The 26,981-nt window shown below is 57.2% G+C and carries 23 protein-coding genes; 10 read left to right on the top strand and 13 right to left on the bottom strand.

All coding sequences use genetic code 11. The features are described 5' to 3' along the window. Position 1: 1 nt before the first annotated feature. The 3 genes from yqjA to L462_RS07805 all read right to left on the bottom strand — a co-directional run bounded on the left by yqjA (position 2) and on the right by L462_RS07805 (position 3,201). Complete coding sequence (gene yqjA, locus L462_RS07795; protein ID WP_014171727.1) at positions 2-664, bottom strand: DedA family general envelope maintenance protein YqjA; 663 nt, start codon at positions 662-664, stop codon at positions 2-4. Positions 665-1,008: 344 nt separating this feature from the next. After that, positions 1,009-1,785 carry a transcriptional regulator ExuR gene (gene exuR / locus L462_RS07800; RefSeq protein WP_014171726.1) on the bottom strand — a complete coding sequence of 259 codons (777 nt, stop codon included), beginning with the start codon at positions 1,783-1,785 and terminating at the stop codon, positions 1,009-1,011. A gap of 117 nt (positions 1,786-1,902) precedes the next feature. Continuing rightward, a complete protein-coding gene (locus L462_RS07805; RefSeq protein WP_014171725.1) occupies positions 1,903-3,201 on the bottom strand; it encodes an MFS transporter in 1,299 nt (432 codons plus the stop codon). 473 nt (positions 3,202-3,674) lie between these two features. On the opposite strand from L462_RS07805, the gene uxaC reads away from it, so the two are divergent. Both uxaC and L462_RS07815 read left to right on the top strand, forming a co-directional pair. Then, on the top strand, positions 3,675-5,087 hold the full coding sequence (uxaC, locus tag L462_RS07810) for a glucuronate isomerase (protein WP_014171724.1): 1,413 nt from the start codon (positions 3,675-3,677) through the stop codon (positions 5,085-5,087). A 17-nt stretch (positions 5,088-5,104) separates the two neighbouring features. After that, positions 5,105-6,592 carry a UxaA family hydrolase gene (locus tag L462_RS07815; protein WP_032679020.1) on the top strand — a complete coding sequence of 496 codons (1,488 nt, stop codon included), beginning with the start codon at positions 5,105-5,107 and terminating at the stop codon, positions 6,590-6,592. Positions 6,593-6,694: 102 nt separating this feature from the next. On the opposite strand, the gene sstT is transcribed toward L462_RS07815, so the two are convergent. From sstT to L462_RS07835, 4 genes are all read right to left on the bottom strand, one after another. After that, positions 6,695-7,936, bottom strand: coding sequence for a serine/threonine transporter SstT (sstT, locus tag L462_RS07820; RefSeq protein WP_014171722.1), 1,242 nt, complete (start codon positions 7,934-7,936; stop codon positions 6,695-6,697). A 235-nt stretch (positions 7,937-8,171) separates the two neighbouring features. Continuing rightward, positions 8,172-9,140, bottom strand: a complete 969-nt coding sequence (locus L462_RS07825) for a TerC family protein (RefSeq protein ID WP_025202952.1) — start codon at positions 9,138-9,140, stop codon at positions 8,172-8,174. Positions 9,141-9,403: 263 nt separating this feature from the next. Further along, positions 9,404-10,402, bottom strand: a complete 999-nt coding sequence (locus L462_RS07830) for a Gfo/Idh/MocA family protein (protein WP_032679018.1) — start codon at positions 10,400-10,402, stop codon at positions 9,404-9,406. Between the two features lie 70 nt (positions 10,403-10,472). Next, positions 10,473-10,976, bottom strand: a complete 504-nt coding sequence (locus L462_RS07835) for a YgjP-like metallopeptidase domain-containing protein (protein WP_032679016.1) — start codon at positions 10,974-10,976, stop codon at positions 10,473-10,475. 85 nt (positions 10,977-11,061) lie between these two features. Between L462_RS07835 and rlmG the strand changes: the two genes are divergently transcribed. Beyond that, positions 11,062-12,198, top strand: coding sequence for a 23S rRNA (guanine(1835)-N(2))-methyltransferase RlmG (gene rlmG, locus L462_RS07840; RefSeq protein ID WP_014171718.1), 1,137 nt, complete (start codon positions 11,062-11,064; stop codon positions 12,196-12,198). 61 nt (positions 12,199-12,259) lie between these two features. Here the strand turns inward: rlmG and L462_RS07845 are convergent, their stop codons facing one another. The 3 genes from L462_RS07845 to lsrR form a co-directional block, all read right to left on the bottom strand. Next, the gene (locus L462_RS07845) at positions 12,260-14,281 is read right to left on the bottom strand and encodes an NADPH-dependent 2,4-dienoyl-CoA reductase (protein WP_032679014.1); all 2,022 of its coding nucleotides are present in this window, start codon (positions 14,279-14,281) and stop codon (positions 12,260-12,262) included. Positions 14,282-14,441: 160 nt separating this feature from the next. Continuing rightward, entirely contained in the window at positions 14,442-16,022 is a 1,581-nt protein-coding gene (gene lsrK, locus L462_RS07850) for an autoinducer-2 kinase (RefSeq protein ID WP_032679013.1), read from the bottom strand. Positions 16,023-16,055: 33 nt separating this feature from the next. Next, positions 16,056-17,027, bottom strand: coding sequence for a transcriptional regulator LsrR (lsrR, locus tag L462_RS07855; RefSeq protein WP_020883581.1), 972 nt, complete (start codon positions 17,025-17,027; stop codon positions 16,056-16,058). Positions 17,028-17,242: 215 nt separating this feature from the next. Here lsrR and lsrA point away from each other — a divergent pair, with 215 nt between their 5' ends. Genes lsrA through lsrG form a run of 6 tightly spaced genes read left to right on the top strand, consistent with a single transcriptional unit; the run spans position 17,243 to position 22,929 of the window. After that, positions 17,243-18,730 carry an autoinducer 2 ABC transporter ATP-binding protein LsrA gene (gene lsrA / locus L462_RS07860; RefSeq protein WP_032679012.1) on the top strand — a complete coding sequence of 496 codons (1,488 nt, stop codon included), beginning with the start codon at positions 17,243-17,245 and terminating at the stop codon, positions 18,728-18,730. Beyond that, positions 18,727-19,758, top strand: a complete 1,032-nt coding sequence (lsrC, locus tag L462_RS07865) for an autoinducer 2 ABC transporter permease LsrC (protein ID WP_014171713.1) — start codon at positions 18,727-18,729, stop codon at positions 19,756-19,758. The genes lsrA and lsrC overlap by 4 nt, the downstream gene beginning before the upstream one ends. Then, positions 19,759-20,742, top strand: a complete 984-nt coding sequence (lsrD, locus tag L462_RS07870; protein ID WP_014171712.1) for an autoinducer 2 ABC transporter permease LsrD — start codon at positions 19,759-19,761, stop codon at positions 20,740-20,742. Continuing rightward, positions 20,739-21,740, top strand: coding sequence for an autoinducer 2 ABC transporter substrate-binding protein LsrB (gene lsrB / locus L462_RS07875; RefSeq protein ID WP_032679011.1), 1,002 nt, complete (start codon positions 20,739-20,741; stop codon positions 21,738-21,740). The genes lsrD and lsrB overlap by 4 nt, the downstream gene beginning before the upstream one ends. Before the next feature lie 11 nt (positions 21,741-21,751). After that, positions 21,752-22,639: a 3-hydroxy-5-phosphonooxypentane-2,4-dione thiolase gene (gene lsrF / locus L462_RS07880; RefSeq protein WP_014171710.1), complete on the top strand. Its 888-nt coding sequence runs from the start codon at positions 21,752-21,754 to the stop codon at positions 22,637-22,639. Beyond that, complete coding sequence (lsrG, locus tag L462_RS07885; protein ID WP_020883586.1) at positions 22,636-22,929, top strand: (4S)-4-hydroxy-5-phosphonooxypentane-2,3-dione isomerase; 294 nt, start codon at positions 22,636-22,638, stop codon at positions 22,927-22,929. Before lsrF ends, lsrG begins: the two co-directional genes overlap by 4 nt. A 38-nt stretch (positions 22,930-22,967) precedes the next feature. Here the strand turns inward: lsrG and L462_RS07890 are convergent, their stop codons facing one another. Together L462_RS07890 and L462_RS07895 are read right to left on the bottom strand one after the other, a co-directional pair. Then, complete coding sequence (locus L462_RS07890; protein WP_032679010.1) at positions 22,968-23,816, bottom strand: dihydrodipicolinate synthase family protein; 849 nt, start codon at positions 23,814-23,816, stop codon at positions 22,968-22,970. Between the two features lie 12 nt (positions 23,817-23,828). Further along, positions 23,829-24,515 (bottom strand): B3/B4 domain-containing protein, encoded by a 687-nt coding sequence (locus L462_RS07895; protein WP_032679009.1) that lies wholly within the window; start codon positions 24,513-24,515, stop codon positions 23,829-23,831. Between the two features lie 42 nt (positions 24,516-24,557). Between L462_RS07895 and L462_RS07900 the strand changes: the two genes are divergently transcribed. Continuing rightward, positions 24,558-25,160 carry a helix-turn-helix domain-containing protein gene (locus tag L462_RS07900; RefSeq protein WP_032679008.1) on the top strand — a complete coding sequence of 201 codons (603 nt, stop codon included), beginning with the start codon at positions 24,558-24,560 and terminating at the stop codon, positions 25,158-25,160. A 33-nt stretch (positions 25,161-25,193) separates the two neighbouring features. Here L462_RS07900 and ygjG read toward each other — a convergent pair whose 3' ends face one another. Further along, positions 25,194-26,573: a putrescine aminotransferase gene (gene ygjG / locus L462_RS07905; protein ID WP_020883590.1), complete on the bottom strand. Its 1,380-nt coding sequence runs from the start codon at positions 26,571-26,573 to the stop codon at positions 25,194-25,196. Between the last annotated feature and the right edge of the window lie 408 nt (positions 26,574-26,981).

The following is a 26,981-nucleotide window of genomic DNA, read 5'->3' as shown; positions in this document are numbered from 1 at the left end:
GTTAACCTCTGGCTCCGTATTTCTTCTTCCACAGCACCACCAGCGAACCGACCAGACCAAAGACCAGCAGAACCACCGGTAACAGCATCAGGCAGGACATGAGCTGATCTTCATATTTCATGAAGACCGGTGTTTTGCCCAGCGCATAGCCCAGCGTGGTCAGGATCAGAACCCACAGCAGGCCGCTCATCCAGTTGAAGAACTGGAAGCGGGTGCTGCTTAATCCGGAAAGACCCGCAATGGTAGGCAGCAGGGTGCGTACAAAGGCGATAAAGCGGCCGATCAGGAGCGCGGAAAGCCCGTGCTTATGGAAAAGATGGTGCGCCCGCTGGTGATAATGCGCAGGAAGGTGAGAGAGCCAGTTCTGCACCAGACGCGTATTGCCCAGCCATCGTCCCTGGATATAGCTCACCCAGCAGCCAAGGCTGGCGGCGATGGTCAGTAATAAAATGGTTTGCGGAAAGGCCATTGCCCCTTTGGCACACAGCACGCCGACGAGCACCAGTAAGCTGTCGCCAGGTAAAAAGGCGGCAGGCAGTAAACCGTTCTCAAGGAACAGAATCATAAATAAGACGAAGTAGAGCATGCCAATCATGGAAGGGTTGGCCAGCGTTTCAAAATCCTGCGCCCAGAGGGCATGCAGTAGTTGGGTCAAAAGTTCCATTCAGTGTTCCTGGAAATCGGTTAACGTCACGCCTGTTATCCGGGACAAACAGCACGGCGACATTGTTGTGATTTCATTATGGTCGCTCGCGGACACATTGAGGTGTGGCCAACACTGTTCCCTGTTAATTGGCTGGTTAGCAAGCACTAACTTACAAAATAACGAATTGAATCCAATTGTAACAAAGCCCAAGGTTCTGCGTCACAGAATTTGCAGGGGTGAGATGATTTTGGCGTAAGCCATGGAGGGGAGCGAGGGGATTTACAAAGGCTGACACTATATATGTTTTGCTTACCCACCTCTGCCAGAAGGCGCAGCGAAGCGCCTGCCAGCGAAAAGGTAAACTATTTTGCCGCACTGGCTGCCGTATCGAGATGAACGACAGGATTATCGGCAAAAAGATAGCGGTCAGCGTTAAATTCGAAGTCATCGCTGGTTTCATTGAACAGCATCTGCTTGGTGTTTTCCAGGTGCTGCCACATGGCCAGTTTTGCCGCATGGGGATCTTTGCGAATCAGCGCTTTAAGGATCTGATCGTGATCGTCGCACCAGTTATCCACGGTGCGGGAATCGATGTGATCGTGCAGTTTTTTCCAGTACGGGTTGTGAACGCGCTGAGTCCACATTTTTTCCACGATTGCCGCCAGCGCGGTGTTTTGCGTTGCCAGCGCGACCTGAACGTGGAACTGCAGGTCCCACTCTGAATCACGGAAACATTTTTCCTTGCGCGCGTTTTCCTGGATTTCCATCAGCTTCATGATGTCCTGCTTGGTCACCTGAGTCGCTGCAAATTCCGCAATATTGCTTTCGATAAGCTGGCGCGCCTGGAGCAGTTCAAACGGACCGTAGCTGGCGAATTCGAGACTTTCGTCGGCGACCGGGGAGTGTTTCGGCTGATTAGAAATCACGTGAATGCCGGAGCCTTTGCGAACTTCAACGTAGCCTTCCACTTCCAGCATGATAATCGCTTCACGCACCACGGTGCGGCTTACACTTTTTTCATCAGCGATAAAGCGCTCAGCGGGGAGTTTATCACCGACAAGGTAGACACCTTGCTCGATGCGATCTTTCAGCTCGGCAGCAAGTTGTTGATATAAACGACGTGGTTCGGTGATTTCCATATGCGCTCCAGGCAGGGTACGGCGGATTATTTGTTATACCACTTTTGCGTGCCAGTCTCCAGATTTTGCCATGAAAAAAGCCGCCCGGAGGCGGCTTCTGTGACATCAGGAGGGGCGCTAACTTTGCGTTGCCGGTCCCCCCAGGGACTCTTTTAGCACCTCTTCTGCCGACTTACTTTTCAGCACCGTCCAGATAACCACTGCACCCATCAGGTCGAAGATAGCCAGTACGGCAAACAGCGGGCTGAAGCCGATGGTGTCCGCCAGTGCACCGACCACCAGAGCAAACAGGGTGCTCGCCGTCCAGGCAGCCATACCGGTCAGGCCGTTAGCGGTAGCCACTTCGTTACGCCCAAAGACGTCAGAAGAGAGTGTAATCAGCGCACCGGACAGTGACTGGTGGGCAAAACCACCGACGCACAGCAGGGCGATTGCCACATACGGGCTGGTGAAGAGGCCGATCATGCCCGGGCCAATCATCAGCACTGCGCCCATCGTCACGACCATTTTACGGGAAACGATCAGGTTCACGCCAAACCAGCGCTGGAACAGCGGTGGCAGATAACCGCCAACGATACAGCCCAGATCGGCAAACAGCATTGGCATCCACGCGAACATCGCAATCTCTTTCAGGTTAAAGCCGTAGACCTTAAACATGAACAGCGGGATCCAGGCGTTGAAGGTCCCCCAGGCGGGTTCGGCGAGGAAGCGCGGCAGGGCGATACCCCAGAACTGACGGGTACCCAGAATCTGCCAGACCGTCATTTTTTTGCCGTTGTTGGTCTGATGCTGAGCTTCCTGACCCCCAATGATGTATTCGCGTTCGTCTTCAGACAGTTTTTTCTGATCGCGCGGGTGTTTATAGAAAATCAGCCACGCCATGGCCCACGCAAAACTCAGTACACCAGAGATAATGAACGCCATCTGCCAGCTGTGCATCACGATAGCCCACACCACCAGCGGTGGTGCAATCATCGCACCGATGGAAGAACCGACGTTGAAATAGCCGACGGCAATAGAACGCTCTTTCGCCGGGAACCACTCAGAGCTGGCTTTCAGCCCGGCCGGGATCATTGCCGCTTCCGCTGCACCTACCGCACCACGTGCCAGCGCCAGACCGCCCCAGCTGCCTGCCAGCGCCGTGGCGCCGCAGAAAATAGCCCAGGCGATGGCGAAGAAGGCGTAGCCGATTTTGGTCCCGAGAATATCCAGAACATAGCCTGCAACAGGCTGCATGATGGTGTAAGCCGCGGAATAAGCAGCAATGATGTAGGAATATTGCTGAGTGGAGATATGCAGCTCTTCCATCAACGTCGGGGCTGCGGCTGCCACGGTGTTACGTGTCAGGTAGCCCAGCACGGTGCCTAACGTCACCAGTGCGATCATATACCAACGTAACCCTTTAATTTTACGCATCTAAAACCTCATCGTTATGTTAATTCCGTGCCTTGCACGGCAACCTCTCGACCGTGTCCGGGAGCGGTTGTGTAACGGGAGGGGCTTAACCGGGAGATGTCCCGGAACGGCCCGAACCTTGCCATAAGTAAGCGTGCATAAGTCGGTATCCGTACCGTTAAAACCGATGTTTTCACACCGGGAATGCATTCCGTCGGCTTAGTGTTTGCGACGGCGAAAAGATAACTTGTCATACAACTTTAAAAGGTGAGTGACATCACAAATGCATGATTATTTGTAGGGACATTATGTGTTACGGATAAAGCCAGTTCTGGCGCGGCCTGGCGAAGGGTTTACCTCATTTGAGGTAATTAATTTGTCTGCGTTTATTGATCTAACTCACGAAAAAATGTTCTGTCTCTGGAAATTGGTGTGATAACTTTGCAGCATCTGAGCATAAGCTTTCTGACGCTCTCGTTACGAGGAAGACGATAATGACACCGTTTATGACCGAAGATTTTCTGTTAGATACCGAATTTGCTCGCCGCCTGTACCACGACTACGCCAAAGACCAGCCAATTTTCGACTACCACTGCCATTTACCGCCGCAGCAGGTTGCCGAAAATTACCGTTTCAAAAACCTGTATGACATCTGGCTGAAAGGTGACCACTACAAATGGCGTGCGATGCGCACCAACGGCGTGGCTGAGCGCCTGTGTACCGGTGATGCAAGCGACCGCGAGAAGTTTGACGCCTGGGCGGCGACCGTTCCGCACACCATCGGCAACCCGTTATATCACTGGACGCACCTTGAGCTGCGCCGTCCGTTCGGCATCACCGGAAAGCTGCTCTCCCCGGCTACCGCCGATGAAATCTGGGATCGGTGCAATGAATTACTGGCGCAGGATACCTTCTCCGCCCGCGGCATCATGAAGCAGATGAACGTGAAGATGGTGGGGACCACTGACGATCCGATTGACTCCCTGGAACATCACGCGGTGGTCGCCCGCGATACCTCGTTTGATATTAAAGTGCTGCCAAGCTGGCGTCCGGATAAAGCCTTTAATATCGAACAGGCAACGTTCAATGATTACATGGCGAAGCTGGCGGAAGTGTCTGACACCGACATTCGTCGTTTTGCAGACCTGCAGAGCGCGCTGATCAAACGTCTGGACCACTTCGCGGCACACGGCTGTAAAGTCTCTGACCACGCGCTGGATGTGGTGATGTTTGCGGAATCGAATGAAGCCGAGCTTGATAGCATTCTGGCACGTCGCCTGTCCGGTGAATCCCTGAGCGAGCACGAAGTGGCACAGTTCAAAACGGCGGTGCTGGTCTTCCTCGGTGCGGAATATGCTCGTCGCGGTTGGGTGCAGCAATACCACATTGGTGCCCTGCGCAATAACAACCAGCGTCAGTTTAAACTGCTGGGCGCGGACGTGGGCTTCGACTCCATCAACGATCGCCCGCTTGCGGAAGAACTTTCTAAGCTGCTGAGCAAACAGAACGAGCAAAATCTGCTGCCAAAAACCATCCTCTACTGCCTGAACCCGCGCGATAACGAAGTGCTGGGTACCATGATCGGTAACTTCCAGGGTGAAGGTATGCCAGGCAAGATGCAGTTCGGTTCCGGCTGGTGGTTCAATGACCAGAAAGACGGGATGGAGCGTCAAATGACGCAGCTGGCACAGCTGGGTCTGTTAAGCCGCTTTGTGGGCATGCTGACCGACAGCCGTAGCTTCCTTTCTTACACGCGCCACGAATATTTCCGCCGCATTCTGTGCCAGATGATTGGCCGCTGGGTGACCGCGGGTGAGGCCCCTGCCGATATTCAGCTGCTGGGCGAAATGGTGAGAAACATCTGCTTTAACAATGCGCGCGACTACTTCGCCATTGAACTGAACTAAGGCCGTTTGAGGTTGATATGCAATACATCAAAATCCATTCGCTGGATAACGTTGCCGTCGCGCTGGCGGATCTGGCCGAAGGTGAAGTTGTCACCGTTGATAACCAGACGGTAACCCTGCGTCAGGCGGTGACTCGCGGGCATAAGTTTGCCGTGAAGCCGATCGCCCAAGGAGACAACGTTGTTAAATACGGTCTCCCGATTGGTCATGCGCTGGCGGATATTGCGCCGGGTGAGCATATTCATTCCCACAACACCCGCACCAATCTGAGCGATCTGGACGAGTACAGCTATCAACCTGATTTAGCGGCGGAAGAAGCGCAGGCGGCGGATCGCGAGGTACAGATCTACCGCCGGGCGAACGGTGAGGTGGGGATCCGCAACGAGCTGTGGATCCTTCCCACCGTCGGCTGCGTGAATGGGATCGCGCGTCAAATCCAGACGCGTTTCCTGAAAGAGACCCACGACGCCGAAGGTACGGACGGTGTGCACCTGTTCAGCCACACCTACGGCTGTTCTCAGCTTGGCGACGACCACATCAACACCCGCACCATGCTGCAAAACATGGTCCGCCACCCGAACGCGGGCGCGGTGCTGGTGATTGGCCTGGGCTGCGAGAACAATCAGGTGGATGCGTTTCGCGACACGCTGGGTGAGTTTGACCCCGAGCGCGTGCACTTTATGGTGTGTCAGCACCAGGATGATGAAGTGGAAGCGGGCATTGAGCACCTTCACCAGCTGTATGAGGTGATGCGTCACGACAGGCGTGAGCCGGGCAAGCTGAGCGAGCTGAAGTTTGGCCTGGAGTGCGGCGGGTCTGATGGCCTGTCCGGGATCACCGCGAACCCGATGCTGGGCCGCTTCTCAGATTATGTGATCGCCAACGGCGGTACGACGGTGCTGACAGAAGTGCCGGAAATGTTCGGCGCTGAACGTATTCTGATGAGCCACTGTCGCGACGAAGAGACGTTTGAGAAGACCGTCACGATGGTGAACGACTTCAAACAGTACTTTATCGCCCACAACCAGCCGATTTATGAAAACCCGTCTCCGGGTAACAAAGCGGGCGGGATCACCACGCTTGAAGAGAAGTCTCTCGGCTGCACGCAAAAAGCGGGTGCCAGCCCGGTGGTTGATGTTCTGCGCTACGGTGAACGTCTGAAAACGCACGGTCTGAATTTGCTCAGCGCACCGGGTAACGATGCGGTTGCGACCAGCGCGCTGGCCGGCGCCGGCTGCCACATGGTGCTGTTCAGCACCGGGCGCGGGACACCGTACGGTGGCTTTGTGCCGACGGTCAAAATCGCGACCAACAGCGAGCTGGCAGTGAAGAAAAAACACTGGATCGACTTTGATGCAGGCCAGTTAATCCACGGCAAAGGGATGCCGCAGTTGCTGACGGAATTCGTGGATACCATTGTGGAGTTTGCCAACGGCAGACAGACCTGTAACGAGAAGAATGACTTCCGCGAACTGGCGATCTTCAAGAGTGGCGTGACGCTGTAAGTGTGGTGCGGTTGATGCCCTCACCGCTGTGGAGAGGGTCAAATACTAAAACGGCAACCTTCGGTTGCCGTTTTGCTTTACGTTTTGTCACCGGGTTTTTGTTTACCCGCGTAACGCGTTCTTCGCTAAACGCGCGTCTTCCGCCTGGCATGCCGCTGCGGTGAACAGCACGTCCGTTGAGGAGTTCAGCGCGGTTTCGCAGGAGTCCTGCAATACACCGATGATAAAGCCGACGGCCACTACCTGCATGGCAATCTCATTCGGGATACCGAACATATTGCACGCCAGTGGGATCAGCAGCAGCGAACCACCCGCCACACCCGATGCACCACACGCACACAGCGACGCCACCACGCTCAGCAACAGCGCCGTGGGCAGATCGACCGGAATGCCCAGCGTATGCACAGCCGCCAGCGTCAGCACGGTAATGGTAATTGCCGCACCCGCCATATTCACGGTCGCACCCAGCGGGATGGAAACCGAGTAGGTGTCGCGATCCAGATTCAGCTTCTCCGCCAGCGCCATGTTAACCGGAATGTTTGCCGCAGAGCTGCGGGTGAAGAATGCATACACACCGCTCTCGCGCAGGCAGGTTAACACCAGCGGATACGGGTTACGGCGGATCTGCCAGAACACCAGCAGTGGGTTAATCACCAGCGCAACCAGCAGCATGCAACCAATCAGTACCACCAGCAACTGCGCATAGCCCAGCAGTGCGCCAAAGCCGGTGGTCGCCAGTGTGGAAGAGACCAGACCGAAGATGCCGATTGGCGCAAAGCGAATCACAATTTTGACCATAAAGGTCACGGCGTTCGACACGTCGTTGACCAGGTTTTTCGTTGTTTCGTTGCCGTGACGCAGGGCAAAACCAAGACCGATCGCCCAGACCAGGATGCCGATGTAGTTAGCGTTCATCAGTGCCGTAATCGGGTTAGAGACCATGCTCATCAGCAGGCCGCGCAGCACTTCCACAATACCGGATGGCGGGGTGATATCACCCGCAGCGCTGGTCAGGTGCAGCGAGGACGGGAACAGGAAGCTGAAAACGACGGCTGTTAAGGCTGCAGAGAAGGTGCCCAGCAGATACAGGAACAAGATAGGGCGAATGTTGGTTTTTTGTCCGTGTTGATGATTGGCAATTGACGCCATGACCAGCATCAGCACCAGCACCGGTGCGACGGCTTTCAGTGCGCCAACGAAAATGGTGCCAAGCAGCCCCGTCGCTTCCGCAGCCGGTTTTGACACCATTGCCAGCAGAATCCCCAGTACCAGCCCTACCAGAATTTGTTTAACGAGACTGCCTTGCGCCAGGCGCGCAAAGAGACCAGTTGATTGTGTGCTCATAAAAATTCCTAAGTGAAATTGCGTTCCATCCTTTATGTGCTCTAAGTCACATTTATGTCCGGATGTAAGAAAATGTTTGCCTGGTTGAGTATAGGGAAACCGGATGCGGAGGGAAGCGTAAAATGCTGCATTTTACGTGTTGCGTCATAGTTTTTAACTATTCATTTACAAAAGTGTGTTGGCCCTCTCCCTGGGGGGAAGAGGGCCAACGTAAAGGCAGCAGGAAGGACCGTAATTACTCCACCTGTTGCTTCTTATCGTGCTGACGATTAACCCAGGTATTGATAAGCAACGTCACGATCAGAATGCCAAACACCACACCGAGCGAGATAGCGATAGGGATGTGGTAGAAATCGACAATCAGCATCTTGATACCGATAAACACCAGGATCACCGACAGACCATATTTCAGCATTGAGAAGCGCTCAGCCGCGCCTGCCAACAGGAAGTACATGGCACGCAGACCGAGGATGGCGAACAGGTTAGATGTCAGCACAATGAACGGGTCAGTGGTGACCGCGAAGATAGCCGGAATGCTGTCTACCGCGAAAATCACATCGCTCAGCTCAACCAAAATCAGCACCAGCAGCAGCGGCGTGGCAAAAAGCAGGCCGTTCTTACGCACGAAGAAGTGCTCGCTCTCGATCTTGTCGGTCATGCGCAGATGACCACGGATCCACTTCACCAGCGGACGGTCGCCAATGGCGGAGCCATCTTCTTTTGCCAGCGCCATTTTGATCCCGGTGAACAGCAGGAATGCGCCGAAGACATACAGCAGCCATTCGAACTGCGTAATCAGCCAGCTTCCGGCGAAGATCATAATCGTACGCAGGATAATCGCACCCAGCACGCCGTACACCAGCACGCGACGCTGCAGGGCCGCAGGCACGGCAAAGTAGCTGAACAGCATCAGCCAGACGAAGACGTTATCGACCGCCAGGGCTTTTTCAATCAGATAGCCGGTGAGGAACGCGAGCGCCTGAGGATCGGCAACCGCGCGGCCTTCCGTTGAGGCCAGGTACCACCAGAAGGCAGCACAGAAGAGCAGGGAGAGGGTGACCCACACCAGTGACCAGGCCGCAGCCTGTTTCATGGTCATGCCATGTGCGCCGCGACGCCCCTGCAAAAAGAGGTCGATCGCCAGCATGATGAGCACGACAACCGCGAATCCGCCCCACAACATGGGAGTGCCGACAGAATGCATACTATTTTCCTTACACATAAAAAACAAAAACGGCCATGGTCAGAAGACGATAGCCGTTAGCTTTTTATGCATAGACCTCGCCTTCCGGCAAGGTCTCACTTACAACCAAAAAGACGGGCTTTTTGATTGCCCGGCGACCGGATGCGGTTTTGCACGCATCGTAATGACGATCCACCGGCAAGGAAGTTACTCCCCTTTGCAGGTAACAAAATATGTCAGACCAGTGATTTCGTCAATGGTCTGCACCGTTTCATTACACAGCTTTACGCGATAGCTTCTGCGCCCACGCCATCTGCAGGGAAGACCACGCCGGTTTGACGGCGGATCTCGGTTTGCAGTTTCGCCGTGGTGCGGCTGACCGCCAGCCCAGGGTGATTCACTTCGTTGTCTTCCACCAGACGGGCGAAGACCTCTGCCTCATAGAGCATAGTGTTAATATGCTGAGGCTGTGTCAGCTCCTGCGCTTTGCCGCCGCGTGGGACAATGCTCAGCTTCTGACACTCGGAAATCTTCTCGATAACCAGTGAGCCCGCTTCGCCCTGAATTTCGCTGGGCAGAACGGAATCGCTCACCTTGGAGTGCTGCAGCGTAACGCTGAAATCACCGTAATCCAGCACCACAATACCGTGCGCATCCACACCGCTTTCCAGCAGGCTGGCCGTGGCGGTGACGCCGTGCGGCTCGCCCCACAGCGCAACGGCAGAGGCCAGACAGTAAAAACCGATGTCCATAATCGAGCCGTTAGAGAAGGCAGGGTTAAAGGTGTTCGGGTTTTCACCGTCCAGATAACGTTGATAGCGCGACGAGTACTGGCAGTAATTAATAAACGCTTTACGCACTTTGCCAATCTTCGGCAGAGACTGCTGTAACAGCAGGAAGTTTGGCAGGCTGGCGGTTTTGAACGCTTCGAACAGCACCACCTGATTGTCGCGGGCAAGCTGAATCGCGGCTTCCACTTCCTGAATGTTCGAGGCCAGCGGCTTCTCGCAAATCACATGTTTTTTATGGCTGAGAAACAGCGACGTTTGCGCAAAGTGCAGGGAGTTTGGGCTGGCGATGTAGACCGCGTCAATGGCGTCACTTTGCGCCATCTCATCGAGCGACGTGAACAGATGTTCAACCAGATAGTCGTTCGCGAAACTCTGCGCCTGCTCCAGGCTGCGGGAATAGACTGCGGTGAGCTTAAATTTGCCGGTTTCATGGGCGGCGTCGACGAACTGGCGGGTGATCCAGTTCGTGCCAATAACTGCGAAACGTATCATAAACGTTTACGTACTCCGTAGCAGGGAACCTTTAGCCACTGTAGCACGTGATTATTGCAAAACCAGTGCGCTACTGCGCATTACTCTTTAACGATAAATGCGTAAGCCATAAACGGGTATCGAACTCCAGCTGGTGGTACTGCGGCTCCATATGGCAGCACAGGGAGTAGAAGGCCTTGTCGTGCTCTTTTTCCTTCAGGTGTGCCAGCTCATGCACCACGATCATCCGCAAGAACGCTTCCGGCGCGTGACGAAACACGGTAGCAACGCGGATCTCCGCTTTCGCTTTTAGCTTGCCGCCCTGAACTCGGGAAACGGCAGTGTGCAGGCCGAGCGCGTTTTTCAGCACATGGATCTTGTTGTCGTACATCACCTTATTGATGGGTGGCGCGCTCTTCAGATAGGTGTTTTTCAGATCCTGGGTATACTGCCAGAGCGCCTTATCGGTCGCGAAGTCATGCGTCCCCGGATAGCGTTTTTCCAGCACCGTGCCCAGCTTTTGCTCGGCAATTAAGCTGCGAACCTGAGAAAGTAAGTTCTCCGGGTAGCCCTGGAGATAAGTTAGTTGGTTCATCAACGCCCCAATTTGACAATAAAACGGGTATACTCACGCACCCTTTTCAGGGATAACGCCGAAATTTTACCATTCAGGAGGGCCGATGAGCCACTTAGACAACGGTTTCCGTTCACTCAACCTTAAACGTTTCCCGGAAACGGACGACGTTAACCCGCTTCAGGCGTGGGAAGCGGCGGATGAATATCTGCTGCAACAGTTGGATGACACTGAAATCAGCGGCCCGGTTTTGATCCTGAATGACGCATTTGGCGCGCTGGGCTGTGCTCTGGCAGAACACACGCCTTACAGCATCGGTGATTCCTACTTGAGCGAGCTGGCGACGCGGGAAAACCTGCGCCACAACGACATCGACGAATCCAGCGTTAAGTTCCTCGACAGCACCGCGGACTACCCGCAGGCGCCGGGCGTGGTGCTGATCAAAGTGCCGAAAACAATGGCGCTGCTGGAACAACAATTGCGCGCACTGCGCAACGTCGTTACCCCACAAACGCGTATTATCGCGGGGGCCAAGGCGCGTGATATCCATACCTCAACGCTGGAACTGTTCGAGAAAGTGCTCGGCCCAACCACCACGACGCTGGCCTGGAAAAAAGCGCGTCTCATTAACTGTACTTTCAGTGCCCCCGAACTGGCCGACGCGCCAGAAACCCTGAGCTGGACGCTGGAAGGCACTGACTGGACAATCCACAACCACGCGAACGTCTTCTCCCGCACCGGCCTTGATATCGGGGCGCGTTTCTTTATTGAAAATCTGCCGGATAACCTGGAAGGCGAAATCGTCGATCTGGGCTGTGGTAACGGTGTGATTGGCCTGACGCTGCTGGCGAAGAACCCTGACGCGAGCGTTGTATTTAGTGATGAGTCGCCGATGGCGGTGGCCTCCAGTCGTCTGAACGTTGAAACCAACATGCCGGACGCGCTGGATCGCTGCGAGTTTATGATTAATAACGCGCTGTCGGGCGTTGAGCCGTTCCGCTTTAATGCCGTGTTCTGTAATCCCCCGTTCCACCAGAAACACGCCCTGACGGATAACGTCGCCTGGGAGATGTTCCACCATGCACGCCGCTGCCTGAAAATTAACGGCGAGCTGTATATCGTGGCGAACCGTCACCTGGACTACTTCCACAAGCTGAAGAAGATCTTCGGTAACTGCACCACGGTTGCCACCAACAACAAGTTCGTGGTGCTGAAATCCGTCAAGCTGGGTCGCCGCCGCTAACGCGGGGCGCTGAGTTTACACCGGCCTGCCTCGCGTGCAGGCCCGGTGAGCGTTGCGTCACTCAGAGACTCAAGGCCAGCGTTGTGCCCTGCGCAATGGCGCGTCGCGCATCCAGCTCCATCGCCACGTCGCATCCGCCGATCAGGTGTACCGTTTTTCCCGCCTCACGCAGCGGATCCACCAGATCGCGCTTCGGCTCCTGACCCGCACATAAAATCACATGATCCACCTGCAGCAGCTGCGGCTCACCGCCGATCAGCACGTGCAGCCCCGCGTCATCGATCTTCTGATAGCTCACCGACGGTATCATCTTCACCCCGCGAGAGAGCAGGGTTGCGCGATGGATCCAGCCCGTGGTTTTGCCCAGTCCTTCACCGGGTTTGCTGGCTTTACGCTGCAGCATGACGATCTGACGCGGGCTTTTCGGCAGCTGGGGTCCTTCCGGTCGCAAGCCGCCGGACTGGTTAAGGCTGGTGTCGATACCCCATTCCACGCAGAAGTCGGCAATGTTCTGGCTGGTGGGTTCGCCGGGCTGACTTAAGTACATTGCGGTATCGAACCCGATCCCGCCGCAGCCGATGATCGCCACTTTTGCCCCCACCGGCGCTTTGTCACGCAAAACGTCCAGATAGCTCAGGACGTTAGGATGATCGATGCCCTCGATCGCAGGCCTGCGTGGTGCGATCCCGCTTGCAAGGATCACCTCATCGTAATCCATTACATCCGCCGGGTTTACAAACTGGTTGAGGCGCAGATCCACGCCCGTCAGGTCGATCATTCGGCGGTAATAACGCAGGGTTTCGTAGAATTCTTCTTTGCCCGGGATCTGTTTGGCGATATTGAACTGCCCGCCGATCTCAGCGGCAGCATCGAACAACGTCACGCTGTGGCCGCGTGAGGCAGCATTCACCGCAAACGCCAGACCCGCCGGGCCGGCACCGACCACGGCCAGGCGTTTTTTATGCACCGCCGGGAAAATCGGCATTTTGGTTTCGTGGCAGGCGCGGGGGTTGACCAGACACGAAGTGACCTTGCCAACAAAAATCTGATCCAGACAGGCCTGATTACAGCCGATGCAGGTGTTAATCTCATCTGCACGCCCGCTCTGCGCTTTGGAAAGCAGCTCGGCATCCGCAAGGAACGGACGCGCCATGGAGACTATGTCGGCATCACCGGCGGCGATCACATTTTCCGCCACCTGCGGGTCGTTAATGCGGTTAGTGGTCACCAGCGGGACAGACACTTTCCCTTTCAGCTTGCGCGTGACCCAGCTGAACGCCGCGCGTGGCACCGGCGTGGCGATGGTCGGAATACGCGCCTCGTGCCAGCCGATGCCGGTATTGATGATGGTCGCGCCGGCGGCTTCAATCGCCTGCGCCAGTTGCACGGTTTCGTCGAACGTCCCGCCGCCTTCCACAAGGTCGAGCATCGACAGGCGGTAGATAATAATAAAATCCGCCCCGGCACGTTCACGCACGGCACGCACCACTTCCACTGCAAAGCGCATGCGGCGCGCGTAATCGCCACCCCATTCATCGTCGCGCTGGTTTGTGCGGGCCGCGAGGAATTCGTTGATCAGGTAGCCTTCCGAGCCCATCACCTCAACACCGTCATAGCCCGCTTCACGCGCCAGTGCCGCACAGCGGGCGAAGTCGTCAATCAGCGTCAGGATCTCATCGTGGCTGAGGGCATGGGGCGTAAAGCGGTTAATCGGGGCCTGAATGGCCGACGGTGCGACCAGATTCGGTTGATAGCTGTAACGCCCGGTGTGCAGGATCTGCAGGGCAATTTTCCCGCCTTCCCGGTGAACGGCGTCAGTGACCACGCGATGATGCGGCAGCTGGCTGGCGTCGTTCAGCACCGCACCGCCTTCCATCCCCACGCCAGAAGGCGCAGGGGCCACCCCGCCGGTAACAATCAGCGCTACCCCGTGACGTGCGCGCTCGGCATAGAAGGCCGCCAGACGTTCGGCCCCGTCCGGATGTTCTTCAAGCCCGGTATGCATTGAGCCCATCAGCACGCGGTTTTTAAGGGTGGTGAACCCCAGATCGAGGGGGGCAAATAACGACGGGTAGTGGCTCATAGTCTCTTCCAGTGTAAAATTATTGTTATGTGGTCGGATGAGTTACTAATTTAGCCAGCGATGAGTAAAAGGGAAAAGGGGAATGCGGCGATTGTGATGGGATTCAAATATTGGTGTGGCCTGACCCCCTCTCCCTGAGGGAGAGGGGGCGTTATAGCTCTCAGGGAGAGGGGGCACGCACTAAACCCGGTGCCTGCCACATCGATGTCGTCAGTCCGCTGTCCACCAGCCCAAGCTGGTCGGCATAAACGGCCTGCCACTTCTGCATCATACCGTCGTACAACTCCCGGTGCGCCGGGTTTGGCGTGAACTCGCGGCTCCATTTCACCAGCCGTTCGCCTGTCGCCGCCATATCCGAAAACAGCCCGGCTCCCGTTCCGGCAGCAATCGCACAGCCCAGCGCTGTCGCCTCTTTCACTTGCGGAACGCGCACCGGCAGACCGGTCACGTCGCTTAAAATCTGGCTCCACAACGCGCCTTTCGAGCCACCGCCTGCAAACACCAGACCGTAGAACGTTACCCCTGAGAACCGTGAGATCTGCGTCAGGTTACACGCCGAGACAATCGCCGCGTTCTCTTCCAGCGCACGGAACAGCGTGGCTTTGTTGCATTTTTCCGGGTCGATGGAGAGGTTAATAAAAGACGGCGCGGCGTGATACCACTGCTTGAAGTGCATAGCATCTGAGAAGATCGGCATCACACCGTGTGAACCGGCAGGCACGCGGCTGGCCATCTCCTCAAGCAGGGAGTAAGTGTCCATTCCCATCCGCTCCGCGATGAGTTTCTCTTCCGCGCAGAAGGCGTCACGGAACCAGCGCATGGTCAGGCCGGTAAAGAAGCTGATCGACTCAGCCTGCGCCATGCCGGGGATCACATGCGGATTCACGCGGATGTTCATCTCCGGGTCGGTGCGTACCTGCGGCAGGTTGACCACCTGCTGCCAGAAGGTACCGCCCAGCACGGCCGTTTGCCCGGCCCGCACGACGCCTAACCCAAGACAGCCAAGCTGCACATCGCCACCGCCCATCACCACCGGCGTGCCTTCGCGCAGGCCGCTCTGCTGTGCGGCATCTTTGGTGATCGCACCGAGCACGGTACCGGTCTCCTTCACCGGAGAGAGGATATCGGCACGCAGCCCGGCCATGTCGAGCAGCGCCGGACGCCAGTCGCGGGAGAAGAGATCCAGCATACCGGTAGTCCCGGCATTGGACGGGTCAACGGCCAGCTCGCCGGACAGTTTTGCCGCCAGCCAGTCGCTTATCATGGTGATCGTGGCGGCTTTGCGGTAGATGTCCGGACGATGGTGCGCCAGCCACAGCAGGCGCGGCATGGCGCTCAGGGCCAGGGTCTGGCCTGAGACGTCATACACTTCGGATTCAAAACGGTAGTCGTGGATCTCTTTGAGTTCGGCTACCTCGCGGCTGGCGCGGGCATCGACGTTGGCGCACGCCCAGATGGCGTCGCCGTTGCGGTCATACAGCACGATCCCCTCGCGCATTGAGCAGCAGGCCACGGACTGGATATCCGCTGCGCTCAGGTGGGCGCGCTCCAGCGCCTGATGAATACACTGGCAGGTGAGCTGCCAGTTAATGTCGAGATCAAACTCCATCGAGCCCGGCACATTCTCCACGCTCAGGTGTTTCCACTCGGCCTGGCCAACGGCAACCTGGTTGCCCTGCAAATCGAAAATTACGGCGCGAACGCTGCCTGTCCCTGCATCTAACGCTAAAAGGTAACTCATGAGCATGCCTCGTGTCAGGCGCAGGACAGGCTCTTAGCTCGCCAGAGCCAGCACCGCGCGGGCTGTCGTCTCCTCCGTCACCAGGCCATTAATACGGCGGCCTTTGAGTGCGGCATAAATCGCATCGGCTTTCTCTTCACCTCCGGCCACGCCAACGATGGTGGGCAACTGCGCCAGTTCATCGAGCGTGACGCCCAGTAACTCCCGGTGGATCTCCAGCTCGTGCACGCATTCCCCTTCGGCGTTCAGGAAATAGCCGAGGATATCGCCCACCGCCCCTTTGCGGGCGTACATCAGCTGTTCACCTTCGCTGATATAGCCGGAGCGCAATATGGTGGCGTCCCGGCGCTGGTTTACTGAACCAATGCCTACCACCGCCACATCGGCCGCGGCGGCGGCGAGGATCACGTCCCGCACGCTGGATTCACGTTTTAGGATCCCGGCCACTTCGGCGGAGGAAACGCGAAGCGGGGCGGGGATCATGCTGACGCTGCAGGCGGCATCAAGCTGACCGATGCCCGTCATATACGGCCCAACGCCGCCGGAGAGCGTCACCAGGCGGATCTGTTGCGAGCTGATAAAACCGCTTAAGTGCTGCAGGCTGCTCATGGTGGTTTCACCAAATCCCACCGCCAGCAGCTGGCCGGGTTCCAGCACGCCCATCAGCGATTGCGCTGCGCCAATGCCCAGCCGGACATTCATGGGCGGGGTATTCAGGGCCGGCAACACGCGAACCAGCTTGAGCCCGAAGCGCTGCTGCAGCTCGGTTTCCAGCGCCAGACACCCCTCATAGCGGGAGTTGATCTGCACGCGGATCACCCCGGACTGGCGTCCTTTCTCCAGCAGACGCGAGATCTTCAGGCGCGGCAGTCCGAGCCGCTCGCCGATGTCGTTCTGGGTTAATCCGTCGTGGTAGTAGCACCAGGCGACGCGGGCAACCAGCTCTTCTTCCGCCAGCGCCAGCCCGGCAAAACGACCTTCTTCCGCAGTGCGTTTATCGCTCATAATTGAACTCTTATAAAAATTTAGATCATATGTTCGTGATCGCGCAGAAAGAAAGTGTGAACCACGCGACAAAACAGATCTTTTAGATTGATTTGTGTCTGTGTGGATCTTAATCGATAAATTTGTGATCCCTGCACGGTTCTAAATATAGTTCACCGTCTACGCTTTTGAACATTATTAAATCTAAAAATCATTTGTTCAATAGCGGAGCGATAATGACGCCACTTATCGAAGCACGTGATATCAGCAAGCAGTTCTCCGGTATACCGGTCCTGAAAGGTATTCATTTCACGCTGCTTGCGGGTCAGGTGCATGCGCTGATGGGCGGTAACGGCGCGGGAAAATCAACGCTGATGAAAATCATCGCCGGGGTGGAAACGCCGGACAGCGGTGAACTTTCGATTGACGGCCACGCGTTTGCGCGGCTTTCGCCCGCGCAGGCCCACAGGCTGGGGATTTATCTGGTGCCGCAGGAACCCCTGCTTTTCCCCAACCTGACGGTGCGGGAAAACATCCTTTTCCGCCTGCCGCGTGAGGCCGGTATGGGGGAACGGCTGGCGGAGAAACTCCAGCAGCTGCAGTGTCAGCTCAATCTTGATGCCACCGCCAGCACCCTGGAAGTGGCGGATCAACAGATGGTGGAGATCCTACGTGGCCTGATGCGTAACGCGAAGATCCTGATCCTTGATGAACCCACGGCGTCGCTCACCCCGGGGGAAACCGAACGGCTGTTCCGCCAGATCCGCGCGTTGCAGGCGCTGGGCGTCGGCATTGTTTTTATCTCACACAAATTACCGGAGATCCGCCAGCTGGCGAGCCACGTTTCGGTAATGCGCGACGGCGCGATTGTGCTCAGCGGTGAAACTGCACAGTTCGACGATAACGCCCTGATTGCGGCCATGACGCCGGTGAGCCGCGAAAAAGGATTAAGTGATGCACAAAAACTGTGGCTGGCGCTGCCGGGCAATCGCCGCACGCAGCCGCAGGATTTCCCGGTGCTGCGGGTGGAAGAGCTTACCGGTGAGGGGTTTATCGATCTCAGCATGGAAATCTATGCCGGGGAAATAGTTGGCCTCGCCGGGCTGGTCGGCTCCGGGCGTACCGAGTTTGCGGAAACGCTGTATGGGCTGCGCCCGGTGCGCGGTGGGCGAGTCTGGCTGGAAAATCAGGAGATAACCGGCGAACCCGTGGCGGCACGGCTGGAGAAAGGGCTGGTCTACCTGCCAGAGGACCGACAGGTTTCCGGCTTGTTCCTGGATGCGCCGATTCGCTGGAACACCGTGGCGCTGAATGAGCCCTCGGTCTGGCAGCAGCGCAAACGGGAGTCGGCGGTGGTGGAGCGCTATCACCGGGCGCTGGGGATCAAGCTTAACCATGCGGATCAAACCGTGCGCACGCTCTCCGGCGGCAACCAGCAGAAGGTGTTGCTGGCGCGCTGTCTGGAGGCGAATCCGCTGCTGTTGATCGTCGATGAACCGACACGCGGAGTGGATGTGTCGGCGCGGGCCGATATCTATCAGCTCATCAAAAGCGTGGCGGCGCAGAACGTGGCGGTGCTGATGATCTCAAGCGATCTGGATGAGTTCCCCGGGCTTGCCGATCGCGTGCTGGTGATGCACCAGGGCGTGCTCAGCGGCGAGCTGTCCCGGCACGCGGTCAGTCTCGACAGAATGATGGCGCTGGCATTCGGAGGGCAGTCATGAAGACCTTACTGAAAAATCGCGAACTGAGTGCGTTCATCGCCATTCTGGCGTTGTTCGCGGTGCTGGTGGGGCTCAATCCGGCCTATTTCAGCCTGCAAACGCTGGGGATGATCTTCGCCAGTTCGCAAATCCTGATCCTGCTGGCGCTCGGCGCCGCGCTGGTGATGTTGACCCGCAATATTGATGTTTCCGTCGGCTCTACCGTCGGGCTGTCTGCCATTGCCGTGGGGGTGGCCCTGAACAGCGGCTACACCCTGCCGGTATCGATCCTCTTTGCGCTGTCGATTGGCGCACTGGCGGGAGCATTTAACGGTTTTCTGGTGGTGGGGCTGCGTATTCCGGCAATTGTGGCCACCCTCGGCACGCTGGGCCTCTATCGCGGGGCGATGCTGCTGTGGACGGGAGGAAAGTGGATTGAAGGGCTACCGCCGAGCCTGAAATCGCTCTCTGAACCTGCCGCTATGGGTATTTCACCGCTCGGAATGGGCGTGGTGTTTTTAGCCGCGGTCGGCGCATGGACGTTGTCGCGCACCGCCTTCGGACGCGATTTCTACGCCGTGGGCGATAACCTTACCGCCGCACGCCAGCTGGGCGTGGCGGTGAACCGGACGCGAATGATCGCTTTTACGCTGAACGGCATGCTGGCCGCGTGTGCGGGGATTGTCTTCGCTTCGCAGATTGGCTTTGTACCAAACCAGACCGGCAGCGGGCTGGAGATGAAAGCCATTGCCGCCTGCGTACTCGGGGGGATCTCTCTGCTGGGCGGTACCGGGACGCTTATTGGCGCCTTACTGGGGGCTTTTTTCCTGACTCAAATCGACACCGTGCTGGTGCTGTTCAGGCTGCCCGCGTGGTGGAATGACTTTATCGCCGGGCTGGTGCTGCTCGGTGTGCTGGTGCTCGACGGGCGCTTGCGCCAGGCGCTGGCCCGGCATCAACGGGCACTTAAGTACAGCCGCTTCCAGCCCGGTAACAAAGGGGGGAAGCATGTCACCCCGTTTACGAAACACAAAAAAGAGGTGGCGTAAATGAAGCTTAACTGGGAAAGCGCGCTGCTGATATTACTGGTGCTGGAAATCCTGCTCTTTGGGGCCATCAATCCGCGCATGCTCGATATCAACATGCTGCTGTTCAGCACCAGTGATTTTATCTGCATTGGCATTGTGGCGCTGCCGCTCACCCTGGTGATCATCAGCGGCGGCATTGATATTTCTCTCGGTTCGACCATCGGCCTGTGTGCCATCGCGCTGGGGGTGATGATGCAGGCGGGCTGGCCGATGGCGCTGGCCATACCGTTGACGCTGCTGCTCGGCCTGCTGTGCGGTCTGGTCAACGCTGCGCTGATCCACTACACCGGCATCAGCCCACTGGTTATCACCCTCGGCACGCTCTATCTCTACGGCGGCGGCGCACTGCTGCTCTCCGGCATGGCGGGGGCGACCGGTTACGAAGGTATCGGTGGCTTCCCGGACAGCTTTACCGCGTTCGCTAACCTCACGTTCCTGGGGTTGCCAATCCCGCTGGTGCTGTTCGCCGTGATTACCGTCTTTTTCTGGCTGATTACCCATCGCGGACGCTTTGGCCGCCATCTGTTTTTGATTGGGCAGAACCCGCGCGCGGCGCGCTATGCGGCGCTCTCGGTCAACGGGATGCCCTACGCCCTGTATGGCCTGGTGGGCGTCGCTTCGGCCATTGCTGCGCTGGTGATGGTCTCCTATTTCGGTTCGGCGCGTTCGGATTTGGGACGCGATTTACTGATGCCTGCACTGACCGCAGCGGTCCTCGGCGGCGCCAATATCTATGGCGGTTCGGGGTCGGTAATCGGTACGGCCCTGGCGGCGCTGCTGGTGGGGTATCTGCAGCAGGGTTTACAGATGGTCGGCATCCCCAACCAGGTGTCGAGCGCGCTGTCAGGGGCGCTGTTGGTTGTGGTGGTGATGGGACGTTCACTGAGTTTGCACCGTGAATGGGTGCGCTCTCTCCTCACAAAACATACCCGGAGCGTAAGATGAAAACAAAACTGATAGTCCTGGCGATGGCACTCAGCTTCGCGTCGGCACAGGCCGCGGACCGCATCGCCTTTATCCCCAAGCTGGTGGGCGTTGGCTTCTTTACCAGCGGCGGCAATGGCGCGAAAGAGGCGGGTAAAGATCTCGGCGTGGACGTCACCTACGACGGCCCGACCGAGCCCAGCGTCTCAGGCCAGGTGCAGCTTATCAATAACTTCGTTAACCAGGGCTATAACGCCATTATCGTTTCGGCGGTGTCGCCGGATGGCCTCTGCCCGGCGCTGAAGCGCGCGATGCAGCGTGGCGTCAAAGTACTGACCTGGGACTCCGACACCAAACCGGAATGCCGCAGCATCTACATCAACCAGGGCACCCCGGCGCAGCTCGGCGGCCTGCTGGTCGACATGGCCGGTAAACAGGTCACCAAACCGAATGCCAAAGTGGCGTTCTTTTACTCCAGCCCGACCGTTACCGACCAGAACCAGTGGGTGAAAGAGGCGAAGGCCAAAATCGAGAAAGATCATCCGCAGTGGCAGGTCGTGACCACGCAGTTTGGCTATAACGATGCCACAAAATCGCTACAAACCGCCGAGGGGATCTTAAAAGCGTATCCGGATCTGGATGCGATCATCGCCCCGGATGCCAACGCCCTGCCGGCGGCGGCGCAGGCGGCGGAAAACCTGAAGCGAGAAGGGGTGGCGATTGTCGGCTTCAGCACGCCTAACGTGATGCGCCCGTACGTAGAGCGCGGCACGGTGAAAGCCTTCGGCCTGTGGGATGTGGTGCAACAGGGCAAAATTGCGGTCAATGTCGCCGATCGGTTGTTGAAAAAAGGCGATCTTAACGTTGGCGACAGCGTGGAGGTGAAAGATATCGGTACGCTGAAGGTCGAGCCGAACAGCGTGCAGGGCTACCAGTATGAAGCGAAGGGCAACGGCATTGTGCTGCTGCCGGAGCGGGTGGTGTTTACCAAAGAGAACATCAACAAATACGATTTCTGACGGGGGAGCAAATGGCTGATTTAGACGACATCAAAGACGGCAAAGATTTTGGCATCGGCACACCGCAGCAGAACGTGCCGTTTACCCTGAAGGGATGCGGCTCGCTGGACTGGGGAATGCAGTCCAGGCTGGCGCGCATCTTCAACCCAAAAAGCAACCGCACGGTGATGCTGGCCTTTGATCACGGCTATTTCCAGGGACCGACGACCGGCCTTGAGCGTATCGATCTCTCTATCGCCCCGCTGTTTGGGGAAACCGACGTGCTGATGTGCACCCGCGGTATTTTGCGCAGCCAGGTGCCTGTCGCCACCAATAAACCCGTCGTGTTGCGCGCCTCCGGCGGCAATTCGATTTTAGGGGAACTTTCCAACGAGTGCGTGGCGGTGGCGATGGAAGATGCGCTGCGCCTGAACGTCTGCGCGGTGGCGGCGCAGGTGTACATCGGCAGTGAGTTTGAACATCAGTCGATCAACAACATCATCAAACTGGTGGATGCCGGTGCGCGCTATGGCATGCCGACCCTGGCGGTAACGGGCGTTGGCAAAGAGATGGCGCGCGACGCGCGGTATTTCTCGCTTGCCAGCCGTATCGCGGCCGAGATGGGGGCGCAGTTCGTCAAAACCTATTATGTCGACGAAGGGTTTGAAAAAGTAACCGCCAGCTGCCCGGTGCCGATCGTGATTGCCGGAGGCAAAAAGCTGCCGGAGCACGACGCGCTGGAGATGTGCTGGCGGGCGATTGACCAGGGAGCGTCCGGCGTGGACATGGGCCGCAATATCTTCCAGTCCAGCGCCCCGCTGGCCATGCTGAAAGCGGTGAAAAAAGTGGTACATGAGAACATGAGCGCGCGGGACGCGTTCCAGTTCTGGCAGGAAGAGAAACAGGGAGAAGCAAAATGAACGTGACATTAGTGGAAATCAACATCAAACCCGAGCGGGTCGATGAGTTTCTGGAGGTGTTTCGCGCTAACCACGAAGGGGCGATTCAGGAGCCGGGCAATCTGCGCTTTGATGTTTTACAGGATCCGCGCGTGAAAACCCGGTTCTTTATCTACGAAGCCTACAAGGATGAAGAGGCGGTGCTGGCGCACAAGAAAACCCCGCACTATCTGGCCTGCGTGGATAAGCTTGAGGACCTGATGTCAGAGCCGCGCAAAAAACGCAGTTTTGTCGGGTTGTTGCCGGCGTAACAGACCGCCGGGTAGCGCTTACGCTAGCCCGGCGATGCTCAGGCGAGGGCCAGTTCCGCCAGGATCGCCGCCAGCGTTTCGCGCGGTTTCCCGCTCAGTGACGCAAGCGGGAACGGCAGTGCAGGCGCGGCCACTTTCCCTGACATTTCTGCTGCTGCGGCCATCACCCGCAAACTGCCGTACTGGCGGAACAGCGCCCACAGCGGTGCCAGCCGGTCAGAGGCTGCGGTGTCTTTGGCTCGTGCAATCGCCAGTGCCGTCTGCGGATAGAGCCCTGCGATAACCGAATACCAGACATCGAACCCGGCCTGCAGGGCTGACGCCGCCCGCCAGTCGCCACTGATGCCCAGGGTGACGTTTTCAGGAAGACGGGCACGCATGTGGGCGATATTGTCCGGTGTGCGCCCGAGCTTGACGGATTTGACGTTCGGTAGCGCCGCCACGGCATACAGCAAATCGTCGTTAAACTCGAACCCGGTGGTGGCCGGGTTGTCGTAAATGCACAGCGGAACAGAGATCCGGTGGGTCACCGTCTCATACAAGGTAAACACTTCCTCTGCCGTCAGGCGCTGGTACGACACGGGGGCCAGTAACACCCCGCGGGCGCCGGCGCTTTGCGCCTCATCCGCCAGACGGAGAATATCGTCGAGGCGAAGCGCGCCAATACTTACGCTCACCGGAATGTTGTCGGCATGCGCCACGGCACAGCGGGTGATATGCGTGCGCTCTTCAGGCGTCAGATACGCGTAACTGCCCGTCGAACCGAGGATCCCCAGCGAATCGACACCAGCATCCACCAGCGGGCGCAGCAACTGCACAAACGCCTGCTCATCAAATTTCCCCTCTCGCAATGGCGTCAGAGGGAATGCGCTTAACCCGTGAAACATCCGCTTATCCTTTTAGAGTTCAATCAGTTGAAGGTGAGCAGTGGAGCCCGGCATCAGCCGCTGCAGGTTGCTGACTAACTCATCGCCAGCCTCCTGCAACGCCGATAACGGCATCGACGGCAGACTTTCGAGAATAAACCACATGTGTTGCGCCTGGCTATCGAGACGTGTACGCACGCCCTGGCGCCAGTTCCAGCGACGGCAGGTGACGCCAATATCATCGCGCCAGATAACTTCGCCCGCATCCGGGTATTCGATAACCGGCTGGCCTTCTTTCAGGGTATCAAACGGTTCATTACCTTCGGCAAGCGTCAGACGCGGTGCGCCTGCATAAGCGGCAAGGTTCTCACCCCCGACGGGAATGGCGTAACGAATGCTGATGGCATTGTAAATATCGACCACTGGATCGAGCGGGGGCAGTGCGCCCTCTTTCAGCACTCGCTTACGCAGGGCCGATGCCGAGCAGGGTGTGCGTTTCGGTTTCGCACCAAATGCCCTGAACACGTCATCCCAGGCGCTGAGGTGCGCTTCCGCCCAGGTGACATCATTAGTGAGGACCTGCTGGCAGGCCTGTGCCAGCGCGGCAGAGGCCACGTCCGGCTGGGTTATCGGGGCGGCTTCAACCAGAATGCTCAGCGCCCGAAAGCCGGGGGCAATCCCGGTAAGACGCGGGTCTATTGACGGCGTAACGAGAGACATAAATAATCCTGTATTGACTGTTTTATACTATGGTAGTGACCAATGACTGATAAAGTCAATATAATGACCGATTCGGGTGCCGATATCGCCCAGGTAAGCCTGGCCGTCGCCACCCGCATTCGCAACTGGCGCAAAGAGAAAAAACTGTCGCTGGATGAGCTTTCACGCCGCGCCAGCGTTAGCAAAGGCATGCTGGTGGAGATTGAAAAAGGGGCGGCGAATCCCAGCATTGCCATTCTCTGCAAGCTGGCTGCCGCGCTGGGCGTTTCGGTGGCGGATATCGTTAACGTCTCCAGCGAGCCGCGGGTGCACGTCATAGAAGCAGCGGCGATCCCGGTTCTGTGGCAGGGCCCACAGGGCGGATATGCCCGGCTGCTCGCGGGCACGTCTGGCCCGGATATGATTGAACTCTGGCAGTGGGTGATGCATCCGGGGGAGCGTTTCACCTCGCCGGGGCACCCGGCGGGAACGTTTGAGCTGCTGCATGTCACTGAGGGAGGATTGACCCTGACGGTGGAAGAGACGGTGACGCAGGTGGCGGCAGGCGCTTCGGCGGTGGCGAAAACGGAAGCGGCACACGGCTACGCGAATGAGGGCGAAAATGTGTTGCGGTTTACCATGACGGTGGCGGAGTTTCACCGCTAAAAATACCCCCTCCGTCAGGAGGGGGAGTGGATATCACGCTTCTTCCACACTTACCCGCAGGGCTGCCAGCGCTTTACGCGCCGCTTTCAGCACCTGCTCACACTGTTCAACCGTTAGCGTCAGCGGCGGTTCAATGCGAATGGTCTTCGAGTTGTTGAGCGTTCCGGCAACCAGGACACGCTGGCGGAACATCTCGCTCGCGAAGCTGTAGCCGATTTCGTTGTCGACAAACTCAATGGCCATCAGCAACCCTTTACCCCGCGCATCCTGCACCAGATCCGGATATTCCCGGCCCAGCTGGCGGAAACCGTCCAGCAGCATATCGCCTTTCTGTTCCGCCTGTGCAGGCAGGTTTTGATCCAGCAGCACGTTGATGGTCGCCAGCGCGGCCGCGCAGGCCAGCGGGTTACCGCCAAACGTAGTGGTGTGCAGGAACGGGTTGTCGAACAGCACCGAGAAGACCTCTTCGGTCGCCACCGTCGCGCCAATCGGCATCACGCCGCCGCCCAGCGCTTTTGCCAGACAGAGAATGTCCGGCTGGACGTTCTCATGCTCGCAGGCAAACATCTTGCCCGTACGCCCCATCCCGGTTTGGACTTCGTCGAGGATCAGCAGTGCGCCAAATTCATCGCACAACTGACGCACGGCAGGCAGATAGCCCTGCGGGGGCAGGATCACGCCGCCCTCACCCTGAATAGGCTCCAGGATCACCGCTGCCACGTCGTCGCCGGTTTTACGGCATTCGCTCAGCATGGTGCGCATAGCGCTAATGTCACCAAACGGCACGTGGCGGAAGCCCGGCAGCAGCGGCATAAACGGTTTGCGGAAGGTGGATTTGGCGGTAGCTGACAGTGCGCCCAGGGATTTTCCGTGGAACGCGCCGCTGGTGGCGATAAACGTGAATTTGCCGCGCGGCGACTGGTACGCTTTGGCGAGTTTAATCGCCGCTTCGACCGATTCCGTGCCGCTGTTGCTAAAGAAGCTGTACTTCAGTTTGCCGGGCGTTAAGGCCGCGAGCGTTTTCGCGAGCATAGCGCGAAGTGGATCGAGCAGTTCCTGGCTATGGAGAGGTTGTTTCGCAAGTTGATTCTGTACGGCGGAAACCACAACTGGATTACGGTGCCCCACGTTGAAAATTCCAAAACCACCCAGGCAATCTATAAACTCCTGTCCCTGGGTGTCGACAAGCGTATTAAGACTTCCCGCTTGCCACTCTACGGCTCCGTAATCCCCGCCGGCGGTAACAGATTTGCGATACTCCAAAAACCCTGGATTGACATGCTCTTTAAAGTAATCGATGACCTCTCGGTTAAGTTGTTTCATCTCCTCATGATCAAGCGTTCGCTTCTCAATGAGATTCAGTGCGTGCGCGGTACAGGCAAGAGCCGAGGCGCTGGAAGGTAACCTGTTCAAAATGTGCTCCCGGGGATCGCGTATCACATGATACTGGATTAAGTATTGCAGGGATTACGCCACTTCAGATGCCTTAACGAAAATCAGGATAAACACCAGGTTAACATTATGTTGCGCAAAATTTAATCATGCCGATATAACCGATACGGGATTTAGCGGTACGGCGGAAAAGGCCTGGGGAGGTGCGAACAAGAGGCCATTGCACTTATAGAGTGCAGACGCTGCGACTTAAGTGGGCGTTAACGCGTCATACTCTGCAGGTAATTTCTCTACGAAAGTATTTGAAATCAATGAATTATAAAATCTCACAAAAAGTGCGGTTTAAGTGAAATCTGCGATCTCTATCAACTTTAACAACTAAAGATAAATTCTTTACCGCCGAAAAAACATTAATCCACAAAATTAACA

Source organism: Enterobacter sp. BIDMC 26 (assembly GCF_000534435.1).
GTDB lineage: Bacteria > Pseudomonadota > Gammaproteobacteria > Enterobacterales > Enterobacteriaceae > Enterobacter > Enterobacter ludwigii.
This window is presented reverse-complemented; position numbering and strand designations above follow the sequence as displayed.